General features: G+C 31.8%; 11 protein-coding genes and 2 pseudogenes. 11 read left to right on the top strand and 2 right to left on the bottom strand.

What is annotated here, in order from left to right; translation table 11 throughout:
• The first annotated feature begins 17 nt into the window (after positions 1–17).
• Positions 18–659, top strand: coding sequence for a response regulator (locus JL193_RS16215; protein WP_207971756.1), 642 nt, complete (start codon positions 18–20; stop codon positions 657–659).
• On the opposite strand, the gene JL193_RS16210 is transcribed toward JL193_RS16215, so the two are convergent.
• Positions 656–2839 carry an ATP-dependent DNA helicase RecQ gene (locus JL193_RS16210; RefSeq protein ID WP_207971755.1) on the bottom strand — a complete coding sequence of 728 codons (2184 nt, stop codon included), beginning with the start codon at positions 2837–2839 and terminating at the stop codon, positions 656–658. The two genes, JL193_RS16215 and JL193_RS16210, sit on opposite strands and share 4 nt — an antisense overlap.
• A 148-nt stretch (positions 2840–2987) precedes the next feature.
• On the opposite strand from JL193_RS16210, the gene JL193_RS16205 reads away from it, so the two are divergent.
• From JL193_RS16205 to JL193_RS16160, 10 genes and pseudogenes are all read left to right on the top strand, one after another.
• Entirely contained in the window at positions 2988–3956 is a 969-nt protein-coding gene (locus JL193_RS16205; RefSeq protein ID WP_207971754.1) for a KpsF/GutQ family sugar-phosphate isomerase, read from the top strand.
• Positions 3956–4783 carry a twin-arginine translocase subunit TatC gene (gene tatC, locus JL193_RS16200; RefSeq protein ID WP_207971753.1) on the top strand — a complete coding sequence of 276 codons (828 nt, stop codon included), beginning with the start codon at positions 3956–3958 and terminating at the stop codon, positions 4781–4783. Before JL193_RS16205 ends, tatC begins: the two co-directional genes overlap by 1 nt.
• Positions 4758–5099 (top strand): carboxymuconolactone decarboxylase family protein, encoded by a 342-nt coding sequence (locus JL193_RS16195; protein WP_207971752.1) that lies wholly within the window; start codon positions 4758–4760, stop codon positions 5097–5099. Before tatC ends, JL193_RS16195 begins: the two co-directional genes overlap by 26 nt.
• Before the next feature lie 284 nt (positions 5100–5383).
• On the top strand, positions 5384–6127 hold the full coding sequence (gene lptB, locus JL193_RS16190; RefSeq protein WP_207971751.1) for an LPS export ABC transporter ATP-binding protein: 744 nt from the start codon (positions 5384–5386) through the stop codon (positions 6125–6127).
• Between the two features lie 246 nt (positions 6128–6373).
• Complete coding sequence (locus JL193_RS16185) at positions 6374–6847, top strand: methyltransferase family protein (protein ID WP_207971750.1); 474 nt, start codon at positions 6374–6376, stop codon at positions 6845–6847.
• A 238-nt stretch (positions 6848–7085) separates the two neighbouring features.
• A pseudogene (locus tag JL193_RS16180) lies at positions 7086–7978 on the top strand (IS982 family transposase).
• Positions 7979–8017: 39 nt separating this feature from the next.
• Positions 8018–9316 carry an IS1380 family transposase gene (locus JL193_RS16175; protein WP_207971324.1) on the top strand — a complete coding sequence of 433 codons (1299 nt, stop codon included), beginning with the start codon at positions 8018–8020 and terminating at the stop codon, positions 9314–9316.
• A gap of 464 nt (positions 9317–9780) precedes the next feature.
• Positions 9781–9954, top strand: a pseudogene (locus tag JL193_RS17530) (type II toxin-antitoxin system RelE/ParE family toxin); the annotation flags it as partial.
• Positions 9951–10238: a helix-turn-helix domain-containing protein gene (locus JL193_RS16165; RefSeq protein WP_076614752.1), complete on the top strand. Its 288-nt coding sequence runs from the start codon at positions 9951–9953 to the stop codon at positions 10236–10238. The pseudogene JL193_RS17530 and the gene JL193_RS16165, both read left to right, overlap by 4 nt.
• 132 nt (positions 10239–10370) lie before the next feature.
• Positions 10371–12554, top strand: a complete 2184-nt coding sequence (locus tag JL193_RS16160) for a TIM-barrel domain-containing protein (protein ID WP_207971749.1) — start codon at positions 10371–10373, stop codon at positions 12552–12554.
• Between the two features lie 109 nt (positions 12555–12663).
• On the opposite strand, the gene JL193_RS16155 is transcribed toward JL193_RS16160, so the two are convergent.
• Positions 12664–13413 (bottom strand): CDP-alcohol phosphatidyltransferase family protein, encoded by a 750-nt coding sequence (locus JL193_RS16155; protein WP_207971748.1) that lies wholly within the window; start codon positions 13411–13413, stop codon positions 12664–12666.
• Between the last annotated feature and the right edge of the window lie 26 nt (positions 13414–13439).

Below are 13439 nucleotides of genomic sequence, written 5' to 3'. Positions count from 1 at the left end.
ACCTAAAAATATTCCTTATGATTACAATAATAATGGCAGAAGACCATCAAATGTTAATTGATGGCGTAAAATCTTTTTTTGAGTATGATGAAGATATCAATATCATTGGTACAGTAAATAATGGAGAAGATTTGGTAAAACTAGTTTCTTTAAAGCAACCAAAGGTAGTAATTACAGATATTAGAATGCCTAAAATGGACGGAATACAAGCTACAAAAATCATTAAAAAGAAATTTCCTCATATTTATATTTTAGCGATGACAATGTTCGACCAACCAGATGCCATCAAACAAATGTTAGATGCTGGTGCAACTGGATATATTTTAAAAAACTCCGGAATAAAAATGCTCTCGAAAGCAATTGTTTCTGTTGCTAGTAGAGAAACGTTTTTCGACCCAAATGTTGCTTTTAATTTTATGAATAGCTATATAAACGACAACGTAACCGTTGGAAAAACCGATAAAATTGTTTTATCTAATAGAGAAAAAGAGATTTTACATTTAATTGCAAACGGAAAAACTTCTAAAGAAATAGCCGCCGAATTATTTTTAGCAAAAACAACCATAGATACGCATCGAAAAAATATGATTCGAAAACTAAATTTATCTTCTGGTAGCGAACTCGTTAAATACGCTGTTGATAAGAAATACCAATTTTAATTCCCTACTTCATTAATAAATTTAATTCGCATTAAACGCAACTCTTCTTCGTCGTAATCTCCATCAAATTCGTCGAGAGCATCTTGAATGCTGTCGGACTCTGCCTCCATAAAATATTCGTGAATCTCTTCTTGTTGTTCTTCATCCAACAAATCATCCAAGGCATAATCGATATTTAATTTGGTTCCAGAATAAATAATTGCTTCCATTTCTTTAATCAAATCACTCATTTCTTTTCCTTTCGACTTTGCAATGTCTTCTAAAGGCAATTTTCTATCTGTATTTTGAATGATGTATAGCTTCAATCCAGAATTTACTCCTGTACTTTTTACAATTAAATCGTCTGGTCTTAAAATATCGTTTTCATCTACATAATCTGAAATTAATTTTATAAATTCCTTCCCAAATTTTCTTGCTTTTCCTTCTCCTACTCCATGGACTTTAGATAGTTCTTCTAAAGTTATTGGATATTTTAAAGCCATATCTTCTAAAGATGGGTCTTGAAAAATGGCAAAAGGCGGAACACCAGTTTTAGAAGCTACTTTTTTTCTTAAATCTTTTAATATTTTAATTAGTTTTTGGTCGGCTGCAATTCCAGAAGATTTTGCGTTGGTAACAATGGTATTGTCGTTTTCTGCAGAATAAGTATGGTCTTCTGTCATCATAAAAGAAGTTGGTTTTCTTAAAAACTCCTCTCCTTTTTCCTGTAATTTTATCACTCCGTATTGTTCTATTTCTTTACGAATAAAATTCACTACCAAAATCTGGCGAATTAATGCCATCCAATAAGCAGCAGATTTGTCTTTTCCAATGCCAAAAAAGGGTTGCAAATGGGTTTTATGCGAGGTTAACAAGGCATTTTCTTTTCCAATAATTGTATTTACAATTTCTTTTGCTTTGTATTTTTGAAACGTATCTCTAACCACAGATAATATTTTAACAACATCGTCTTTAGCTTCGTGTTTTTTCTTTGGGTTTCTAGAATTATCGTCCATATCTGCTCCTTCTCCATTAATTTCGTCGAATTCTTCACCAAAATAGTGCAGCAAATATTTACGCCTGCTCATAGAAGTTTCTGCATAACCAACTACTTCTTGCAATAAAGCGTGCCCAATTTCCTGTTCTGCAACAGGTTTACTCGCCATAAATTTTTCTAATTTTTCGATATCTTTATAGGCATAAAAAGCCAAACAATATCCTTCACCATCATCACGTCCTGCTCTTCCTGTTTCTTGATAGTAGCTTTCTAAACTTTTAGGAATGTCATGATGAATTACATAACGCACATCTGGTTTGTCAATTCCCATACCAAATGCAATCGTTGCAACTACAACATCGCAATCTTCCATTAAAAACATATCTTGGTGCTTTACTCTTGTTTTCGCATCTAAACCTGCATGATAAGGCACTGCATTAATTCCGTTTACTTGTAAAATTTGTGCAATTTCTTCTACCTTTTTTCTACTTAAACAATAAATAATACCAGATTTGCCCATGCGTTGTTTTACAAAACGGATAATATCTTTTTCTACGTCAGATGTTTTTGGGCGCACTTCATAAAACAAATTCGCTCTATTAAAAGACGCTTTAAATCGATTGGCATCTGTAATGCCTAACGTTTTTAAAATATCTTCTTGTACTTTTTCTGTAGCAGTTGCGGTTAAACAAATTACAGGAACATTGTCTATGGCCTTAATAATATGTTTCAGATTCCTATATTCTGGTCTAAAATCGTGCCCCCATTCAGAAATACAATGTGCTTCATCAATCGCAACAAAAGAAATTTTTTGAGTACGTAAAAAAGTTACATATTCTTCTTTTATTAAAGACTCTGGAGCCACATATAGCAACTTTGTAATGCCATTAGCAATGTCTTCTTTTACCTGATTTACCTCACTTTTGTTTAAAGATGAGTTTAATACGTGTGCAACACCATCATTCTCAGAAATGCCTCTTATGGCATCTACCTGATTTTTCATCAATGCAATTAAAGGCGAAACCACAATGGCTGTTCCTTCTTTCATTAATGCTGGCAATTGGTAACAAAGAGATTTACCACCTCCAGTAGGCATAATAACAAAGGTATTCTCGTTATTTACAATACTTTTTATAACCTGTTCTTGTAAACCTTTAAATTTACTAAAACCAAAAAACTTTTTTAAAGGACCATGTAAATCCATTCGATATAAAATCAATTATTTGTGAAACTTCTAAAAACAAAATACAAATGAATATTCTATTTGCTGTGACTAAATTTTATAGTAAATTTGCCCTGTTTTCTTTATCTAAAGATATAACTTTTTTTTATTCTGATAAAATACAATATACTTGAAAAATTCGAAATCTATAATTTCTATCGCAAAGCAGACCTTTTTAACTGAAAGTAAAGCGATTGCCAATTTAGCAAACTTATTAAATACCCATTTCGAAGACGCTGTTAACTTTATATTAAACGCAAATGGAAGAGTAATTGTAACAGGAATTGGAAAAAGTGCCAACATTGCAACTAAAATAGTAGCAACATTTAACTCTACAGGAACACCTGCCATTTTTATGCACGCTGCAGATGCCATTCATGGCGATTTAGGAAATGTACAAGAAAACGACGTGGTAATTTGTATTTCTAAAAGCGGAAATACACCAGAAATTAAAGTGTTAGTTCCGTTAATTAAAAATTATGGAAATAAAATAATTGCGATTACTGGAAATGTAGATTCTTTTTTAGGTAAAAATGCCGATTTTCCTTTAAACACATTTGTCGAAAAAGAGGCCTGCCCTAATAATTTAGCGCCTACCACAAGCACAACTGCTCAATTAGTAATGGGAGATGCTTTAGCGGTTTGCTTGCAAAAATTAAGAGGTTTTTCTAGCAAAGATTTTGCAAAATATCATCCAGGAGGTGCATTAGGCAAGCGTTTGTATTTAAGAGTTTCGGATTTGATTAAAAATAACCAAACCCCTAAAGTAAGTATTAATGATACTGTTGTAAAAGTAATTGTAGAAATTTCTGAAAAACGTTTAGGGGTAACTGCTGTTTTAAATGCTGATAAATTAGTAGGTATTATTACAGATGGAGATATTCGTAGAATGCTAACCAAAACAACAGACATAAACAATTTTACGGCAAAAGATATCATGGGCTCAAACCCAAAAACAATCCATAAAGATGCAATGGCTATTGAAGCTTTAGAAAAGTTAGAAAATAATAGTATTACACAAATTTTAGTCGTGGACGATAAAAATAACTATGTAGGTGTTGTACATTTACATGATTTAATAAAAGAAGGAATTTTCTAATGGCAGAAAAACAAAAAGAAATGTCTTTTCTAGGACACCTAGAAGAATTAAGATGGCATTTGGTAAGAAGTGCAGCTGCAATATTTATTGTTGCAATTCTATTATTTATATTTCAAAAACAAGTTTATGAATATTTTTTATTGGCACATAGAAAACCTGACTTTATAACCTATCAGTTTTTTTGTGAATTCTTTAATTTGTTGGGTATGGACAGTACTTTTTGTAATGTTCAATTTAAAGATAATTTAATTAGTTTAAAACCCACACAACAATTAATGAATGCCATTTGGTCTTCGTTAATTTTAGGTATTATTATTTCTTTTCCTTATTTATTGTGGGAAATTTGGCGATTTGTATCACCCGGTTTAACAGACAAAGAAATTAAAAGGTCTAAAGGATTTATTTTTATCGCTTCGTTACTATTTTTTCTTGGAATCGCTTTTAGTTTTTATGTAATTGCCCCAATTTCTATCCATTTTCTGTACAACTATCAAATTACAGATTTAATTCAGAACAACTTTACAATGGACTCTCATATCGGCTTGGTAACCAATATGTTATTAGGAGTTTCTATTTTATTCGAATTGCCTGTTTTAATCTACTTTTTAACAAAAATAGGTTTGGTAACTCCAGAATTTTTAAAGAAATATAGAAAACATGCTTTGGTTTTTGTACTAATTTTAGCAGCAATTATTACGCCTCCAGATATTGCCAGTCAAGTTATTGTGGCAATTCCAATACTTATTTTATATGAAATAAGTATTAAAGTTTCGAAAATGGTGATTAAAAAACAACAAAAAGATGCACAAAAAAGTCCAAGAGTTTAACGACTATCGTAAAAAAATGAACGATAAGATTTTAGCAAGCGATAATAAAATTATTAAAAGAATATTTAATTTAGACACCAATGCTTTTAAAGAAGGGCATTTGCCTGTAAAAACCAAAGAGCTTTTAGGCTTAGTCGCTTCTGCAGTTTTAAGATGCGACGATTGTGTACAATATCATTTAGAAGCGGCAAAAAAAAATGGCGTTACAACAGAAGAAATGATGGAAACCATGTCTATTGCCAATTTAATTGGTGGTACCATTGTAATTCCGCATTTAAGAAGAGCAGTTGAGTATTGGGAAGCACTTGAGGAGTAGGTTTTTTAGTTTTCAGTTGCAGTTTCAGTTTTCAGTAACAAACAGTTTCAAGATTTAAATGAAAAGTCTTAAATCTTCAGTCATTTAAAAAAGAAATCATTTGTTTTTTTAATGGATGCAAACGAAACTCTTTTTTATAATATTTTTAAAAAGCAAGTATAATCGTTTAATTTTAATCCAGTTTATGAGCAAATTAAGAAGTAACCTAATTTTATTTTTTACTTTTACTCAATTAGAATGAATACAATTAAACAATTACACATTTTAACAATCACACGTAAAAAATGATTTTAAGAGCAGATAACATTCAAAAAATTTACGGAAGTAGAAAAGTAGTAAAAGGAATTTCTTTGGAAGTTCAGCAAGGTGAAATTATTGGATTATTAGGACCAAATGGAGCCGGAAAAACAACTTCTTTTTACATGATTGTTGGAATGGTAAAACCAAATGCAGGTCATATTTATTTAAATGACGAAGAAATAACCGAGGATGCCATGTACAAACGTGCGCAAAAAGGAATTGGTTATTTGGCGCAAGAAGCTTCTGTTTTTAGAAAATTATCTGTAGAAGATAACATCATGTCTGTTTTGCAATTTACAGGGTTGTCTAAAAAAGAACAGAAAATAAAACTCGAATCTTTAATTGAAGAGTTTAACATTGGGCATGTTCGTAAAAACAGAGGAGATTTATTATCTGGTGGAGAAAGACGTAGAACAGAAATTGCGAGATGTTTGGCTTCTGACCCAAAATTTATTTTATTAGACGAACCTTTTGCAGGTGTAGATCCTATTGCTGTAGAAGATATACAAAGCATTGTAGCACAATTAAAAAACAAGAATATTGGTATTTTAATAACCGACCACGATGTACAAGCCACCTTAGCAATTACAGATAAAACCTACTTAATGTATAATGGAGGTATTTTAAAAGAAGGAACTCCAGAAGAATTGGCGGCAGACGAAATGGTACGTAAAGTATATTTAGGAAAAGATTTCGAACTGAAAAAAAGTAGATTTTTTAAAAATTAAAATTCCCTACATACCATAAGGTTGTTGATGAATTGTGTAGAAAAAACTCTTTTACCTAATCATTAACCAGTGTTTTAGAGAACCCAAGTTATTTTTTTACTTTAAATCAGATAAATATTTTTCTAAATTTGTTGTTATAAAGTTAACCATCAGCCAAAGTAGTTTTTCATACATAAAGTTGTGAGTTATACATTAAAATGTCTAACCTAAAAATGAATATTAGACAGTGTAGTTCTAAAATGAATTATGAAATTACTATTACTTCGCAATTTTGTTTTCACGATTCTGCAATCTGGTACAGTTGTCGGACTAATACCTTTTCTAATTGTAGAGCCAAAGTTAAATGACATGCTTACTCAGCAGTTAAAAATATCTCATTATTTGGGGATGCTCATATTTACACTTGGCTTTTTTATGATGCTTATTTGCATAAGAAGCTTTGCTATCGATGGCAAAGGAACACTATCTCCAGCTGATCCCACAAAACGATTAGTCATAAAAGGTCTTTATAAGTTTTCTAGAAACCCCATGTATATTGGTGTTTTAACGATACTAATGGGAGAAACAATATTCTTTAAATCTTATCAATTGCTCATTTATTTATTATTAATATTCATCGCTTTTAACATTTTTATAATCCTTGTTGAAGAACCACGATTGCGAAGAGATTTTGGGAAAGAATATCTAGATTATTGTAAAAAAGTGGAAAGGTGGGGCTAATAACATCTAAACGTTAAACAGCTCGCACATACAACAAAGAACTGAGTAAAAAACAAATAAATTCTTCATTAAACCTGAATTATGCAATAGATGATTTAAAATTTTGTATAAACGCTTATGATTATTAGCTTTATAACCTGAGTTCGATTAAAATTTAGGCATTTTTTTCTAGTAAAAAAGATAGATTTTCAGTAAATTAAAGTATTGAATTTCAATTTATTAATCTAAAAATCTATCTATGATAATCTACTCTAAAATTACTGAAATTTTCTGTCTTGTTGATGAATTTTGTAAAGAATATGACCAAATAGTCAGTAAACACCTTTTAGGCAATCCATCAAAACGTCCCAGTGTTATGTCAAATAGCGAGGTAATTACCATTACCATTTTGTTTCAGCTTAGTGGTTTTAGGACCTTTAAACACTTTTACGTGTATTACTTGCAAAAGCATATGCAAGATGATTTCCCAGCTACAGTTTCATACAATAGATTTACAGAACTCATGCAGCAAAACCTCATGCCAATGACTTTATTTTTAAAGACATGTTGTTTAGGTAATTCTACGGGTATTTCTTTTGTAGATTCTACACCTGTTAGAGTTTGCAGCCCCAAACGAATTAAGAATAATAAAGTATTTAAAGGCATTGCAACCACTGGAAAATCCACTATAGGATGGTTCCATGGCTTTAAATTGCATATCGTTATAAATGATAAAGGTGAAATCCTAAACTTCTGCATAACCCAAGCTAATGTTGATGATAGAACGCCATTAAAAAAGAAGTCTTTTTTAGATAAAATTTATGGTAAGTTATATGCGGACAAAGGTTATGTTGGAAAAGATTTAATGCAGTTACTTTTTGCTGATGGATTGCATTTAATTACTCATATTAAAAACAATATGAAGAATTCTTTAATGACAATGAGTGATAAAATTTTACTGCGTAAACGCTCTGTTATTGAAACCGTAAATGACGAACTCAAAAATATTTGTCAAATTGAACATTCTAGACATAGAAGTTTTACTAATTTCTTGTCAAACATAATCGCAGGTCTTATTGCATATAGCTTTTTACCAAAAAACCTGCTATAAAATATCAGACTGTAAAGTCTAATCAGTTGACAATTTATTAATCGAACTCAGCTTTATAGCGAATTTAACACATAACCCAAATGGTTAATCTCCCTATTGAGTATTCAAGTAAGAAAGTCACCCCTTTTGGAGGGATGAGCTTAATGAAGCGTTTTATTGATCAAACAGAAATTAGAGAACAACTAGCACAATTAGATTTACCTCAACCAAGCTCTAATGCAGGTTATAATCCTGCACATATAACTGAAGCTTTTTGGTTGAGTATTTGGACAGGAGCTTCTCGTTATATCCATTGTGATTGGTTACGTTATGATAGCACATTGCAAGATATTTTTGGATGGAATCGTATGCCATCACAAAGTACCTATAGTCGTTTTTTTGGCAAGTTTTCTCAAAAGCGCAATACAGAAGTATTTCCAAAGTTGCAACATTGGTTTTTCAAGCAATTAGATGTTGACAACTTAACTATAGATTTTGATAGCACAGTTATTACAAGATATGGAGAGCAACAAGGTAGCGCAAAAGGTTATAATCCCAATAAAAAAGGCAGGAACTCACATCACCCATTAATGGCCTTTGTAAGCCAAACCAGAATGGTTGCCAATGCTTGGTTAAGACCAGGCAATACAGCAGATAGTAGTAGCTGTAAAGAGTTTATGGAAGAAACCTTCAATGAAGCTTTAAAGGACAAAAGAGTTGGTTTAGTTCGTGCAGATAGTGGTTTTTACACACAAGATTTATTAGATTATCTAGAAGGCAAACAACTCAATTACATTATGGCAGCACGTATGTACCCAAATATAAAAAATGCAGTTTGGGGTTTGGATAATTGGATAGAACTCACAAAAGGAATTGAGCTTAATGAGATGATTTTTAACCATACAGATGGTAAGTCAAGGCGCTATATTGTCATAAAAAAGAAAGTAGAAGATCGTCCAAAAGCAGCTGGAAAATTACTTTTTGATGATCTGCCTGGTTATCGTTTTAGTTGCTATGTAACCAATCTAGATTTACCGCTAGACCAAGTTTGGAATATCTACAACACCAGAGCTGATTGTGAAAACAGAATCAAAGAACTCAAAGAAGACTTTGGATTAGATAACTTTTGTTTAAAGGATTTTTGGGCAACTGAGGCTTCCTTTAGATTCATTATGGTGGCTTATAACCTAATGAGTTTGTTTAGACATTTTGCCTTAAATCATCATAATCGAGCAACTTTAAAAACCCTAAAAGTCTATTGCTTTGCATTAGGAGCTTGGACAGTAAATCATGCTAACAGAAAGGTCTTAAAGATTGCTTTAAACACTAAAAAAAGACCTTGGATGGATGGCTTATTCTCCCAAATTAATGATTTAAGTCCTCCTTTTGTGTATTCCTAATGCATAATGCGGGTTAAATTTAGGCATTGTTTTTCGAGCATTGCTGAATTCTCACTCCTAGTTTTGATTTTGAAAAAAACCACATACTTACCAATAACTTCTATAAAAATTGCTATTTTTAGCTTCACTAAAGTTGGTTGCAGTTTTGCTTACTGCTAAATTTCCTTCGGAAATTCTTCACAGACAAAATCGTAAAACCCTATAAACAAAGACGTTGCCACATATTTAAAAATTTACTAAATGTTTACACATAACGAAACTTTTTATATATTTGCGATGTATTTAATTTTAGTTTAATGATAAAAAGATTTGAAACAAAATTACTTGCAGAGGCATTTCAATTTATTGAAAAACAAAACCTCAAAGCTCGAAAGAAAATATTTCAAAATATAAGGCGTGCCGAACAGCAATCTAACTCAAAGTTCTTTAAAAAACTGACTGACGAAATATGAGAGTTCAGAACGCTCTATTCAGGAAACCAATATCGACTTTTAGCATTTTGGGACAAAGAGGATAAAAGAGAGACATTAGTTTTTGCTACTCACGGAATTATAAAGAAAACGAGCAAAGTAGATAAGAGAGAAATTAATAAAGCTAACAGGATCAAAAAAGAATATTTTAAAAACAAAAAGAAATGAAAAGTTACACTTTAGACCAAGCAGAAGACCTTTTAATTGGAAAAAAGGGAACTGAGGAAAGAGATGAATATGAATTTGAGTTAAAACTCGAATTAATTGGCGATATGATAAAAACCGCGCGTAAAAAGCGAAAACTAACCCAAGAACAATTAGGCGAATTAGTTGGAGTTAAAAAAGCTCAAATATCAAGACTTGAAAACAGCACAGGAAATGTAACTTTTGAGACAGTTATGCGAATTTTCAATGCGTTAGGTGCGAAACTAAACTTGAATTTACAGATGTAAAAAAACCTGTGTAACAACCTATACAAAAAAACTTAAGCATATAAAGAGTTTGGTGCTTAATCGAAAGTTTACTACTTTTAAATCCCCTACTAACCATGGTCTAAAGGTTAGTAATTATTAACATCTCTAAATATGAACAAATCAAAAAATAACAATTTATTGCATAAGCTTTTATTTGCAGTAATAATTGTATGTAGCTTACATAGTTACTCCCAGAACACTTTTATTTCTGGAATGAATAACATGAAATGGGAAAAAGTAATGCCAGGTGTTTGGAAAGCCAGTTTTGGAACTTCAGGATTAAATCCTTTGGAGTATTCAAACCCACCAAAAACAGCATCCATTTTAGAACTTGGTGATACACCTTTTCCATTTGCTAAAGCATCTACATTCTATCAGCTTACTCCCGAAAGAGCAATTATACGAATGCCACTCGATCCTTTAGAAAAAATTTACGGATTGGGTTTAGAATTTGAAGGTGTTAATAGAAGAGGTGGTGTTTATACGCTAAAAGTCGATCATTATGGTGGTGTTAAAGGTTATACACACGCACCAGTACCATTTTATGTTTCAAGCAAAGGTTATGGAGTTTTAATTAACACTTCTAAGCGACTAAAAATACATGTGGGTGTGGGCAATAGAAAAGACAGTAAAATACCTGATCCAATAGATAGAACAACAGGTGAAAATTGGTCTGCACAACCTCTTTCTGATGCCATTGAAGCCAGTATTCATGGAGATGGACTAGAAATATATGTTTTTACTGGTAATACAAGTCTCGAGGTCGTTCAAAGATACAATCTGTTTTGTGGTGGTGGTACACTTCCCCCAAAATGGGGTTTGGGTTTTTGGCATAGGATGCACACCACAAGTACTGCTGACGATGTTTTAAAAGAAATTAGTGATTTTAAGAAATACAATTTTCCTATAGATGTTCTTGGATTGGAACCAGGCTGGCAAAGTTTTGCTTACCCTTGCTCTTTTGATTGGGATTCGACTCGTTTTCCAAATCCAGAGAAATTCGTAAAAACACTTAGTGACGATGGAATAAAAGTGAACTTATGGGAAAACCCTTATGTAGCCCCGAGCTCTACAATGTTTAAAGATATAAAGCCTTATACAGGCAGCCATACTGTTTGGCTGGGTGAAGTTCCTGATTACACGATACCAGAAGCACAAAAAATACTATTAAATCATCATCAAAAAAATCATTTAGATATAGGGATTAGTGGCTATAAGTTCGATGAAGTCGATGGTTATGATTCATGGTTATGGCCCGATCATGCTACTTTTCCTTCTGGAAATGATGCCGTTGAAATTCGACAGCTATATGGACAAATGATTCAAAAAATTTTTGGAGATCATTTTAAAAAGCAAAACAAAAGAACATATGGTTTAGTAAGAGCATCTTACATTGGCGCAAGTAGTAGTCCTTTTGTAATTTATAGCGATTATTATGGCCATAAAGGTTATGTTACAGCTTTGGTAAATTCTTCTATTTCTGGACTTCAATGGACACCAGAAATTCGCAGTGCAAAATCTGCAGAAGAATGGGTAAGAAGATTTCAAACAGTATGTTTTTCTCCTATGATGCTGCTAAATGCCTGGGCAAGTAAAACAAAACCATGGAGTTTCCCTGAAGTAACTAACATCGTTCGAGACAACATTAAACTTAGAAAAGATCTATTGCCTTACCTGTACACAGCCTTTTACAAGTATCATCAAAAAGGAATTCCACCCTTTAGAGCTATGGTCTTAGAGAGTGGATTTGATGCAAAAGAGTTAATAATAGGAGGTAAATTAGATGGAGAAACAAACCCTTATGAAGAGCAAAAAAGAATGGAAGTGACCGACCAATATATGATGGGATCCTATATTTTGGTTGCACCCGTTTTTACTGGAGAAACAGCACGTAAAGTGGTGCTCCCTAAAGGCAACTGGTACGATTTTTATACAGGTGCTTTTGTGGGGAATGGTAAAACCATCACAATTAAGACTAAGCTAGAACAAATTCCTCTCTTTGTAAAAGATGGTGGGATAATTCCTATGGTATCATCAAAAAAGTTAAAGAATACAGATAAGACATCTCTGGAGGTAAGACATTATGGAACAAAAGAAAATACATTCGAGTTGTATAACGACGATGGTAAAACTTTTAATTATGAAAACGGAGATTATTCTCTTTTAGAACTAAAAGTTTCTAAAAAAAATAATGGTAAACTACAAGGTCAATCAAAGTTTGTTAACAACAGCAAATATTCGTATGGTAAAGTCAATTGGCGATGGATGTCGAATGAAACACAAAATAGACAATAAAAACTCTTTTATTATTATTGAAAATTATTATAAAATAAGGGGCTAAATCTTAAAAAAAACCTGAAGATTTCTCAATATTTTTTTGTGCCAATAAAATTTTAAAACTGGTTTAAACTGTGGCTTTTTTCCCATAATTACTAAATACGGATAAAATCACATAAAGTGTTATAATTAAAGGAATTGATAAATATTGAAGTGTAACAATCATCACTAAAGAAATCAATAAAAATAAGTATTTTACAATATTCTTTTTAAAAGAATATTCTTTAAATTTCAAAGAAAATAAAGCAATTTCTGCATTCATCAAATAGGTTAGCAATAGTGTAATCGCAATTAAAAAATAGTTGTTAGAAATTAAATTTTGTACAAATTCGATATTAGAATATTCTTGAATTAAAGGTAAAGATATTACAAACAAGCTCATTGCTGGCGTTGGCAAACCTATAAAAGAATCTGACTGCCTTGTGTCTATATTAAATTTTGCCAATCTATAACAAGCACCTAAAGTTAGCAATACACCTATTAAGCACAAGTTTGCAGAAGCATCATCTAAAGAAAAAGACACCTCTATATTTAAAGGTTCGTAGTATGTATAACTGTTTCTATAAATCATTTTAAACATAATTATTCCAGGAACAACACCACTGGTTACCATGTCTGCTAAAGAGTCTAATTGTTTTCCTAATTCTCCAGAAACGTTTAATAAACGTGCTGCAAATCCATCAAAAAAATCGAAAAAGATACCTAAAACTACAAATAGTGCAGCGGTTTTAAAATCTGCATAAACTGCAAAAATAGTCGCAATGGTTCCACAAAAAAGATTGCCCAGCGTTAATAAATTAGGAATGTGTTTTTTCATCTTTAACTGTATTGAAAAGCTAAAAT

The organism is Polaribacter batillariae, from assembly GCF_017498485.1.
In the GTDB taxonomy this organism is placed as follows: domain Bacteria; phylum Bacteroidota; class Bacteroidia; order Flavobacteriales; family Flavobacteriaceae; genus Polaribacter; species Polaribacter batillariae.
This window is presented reverse-complemented; position numbering and strand designations above follow the sequence as displayed.

Bases quoted from the DNA above. Each gene is read 5' to 3' on its own strand.
- JL193_RS16175 (WP_207971324.1), top strand. From the start codon at position 8,018: ATGGTTAATCTCCCTATTGAGTATTCAAGTAAGAAAGTCACCCCTTTT.
- JL193_RS16160 (WP_207971749.1), top strand. From the start codon at position 10,371: ATGAACAAATCAAAAAATAACAATTTATTGCATAAGCTTTTATTTGCA.
- JL193_RS16210 (WP_207971755.1), bottom strand. From the start codon at position 2,839: ATGGATTTACATGGTCCTTTAAAAAAGTTTTTTGGTTTTAGTAAATTT.
- JL193_RS16185 (WP_207971750.1), top strand. From the start codon at position 6,374: ATGAAATTACTATTACTTCGCAATTTTGTTTTCACGATTCTGCAATCT.
- JL193_RS16215 (WP_207971756.1), top strand. From the start codon at position 18: ATGATTACAATAATAATGGCAGAAGACCATCAAATGTTAATTGATGGC.
- lptB (WP_207971751.1), top strand. From the start codon at position 5,384: ATGATTTTAAGAGCAGATAACATTCAAAAAATTTACGGAAGTAGAAAA.
- tatC (WP_207971753.1), top strand. From the start codon at position 3,956: ATGGCAGAAAAACAAAAAGAAATGTCTTTTCTAGGACACCTAGAAGAA.
- JL193_RS16165 (WP_076614752.1), top strand. From the start codon at position 9,951: ATGAAAAGTTACACTTTAGACCAAGCAGAAGACCTTTTAATTGGAAAA.
- JL193_RS16155 (WP_207971748.1), bottom strand. From the start codon at position 13,413: ATGAAAAAACACATTCCTAATTTATTAACGCTGGGCAATCTTTTTTGT.
- JL193_RS16195 (WP_207971752.1), top strand. From the start codon at position 4,758: ATGCACAAAAAAGTCCAAGAGTTTAACGACTATCGTAAAAAAATGAAC.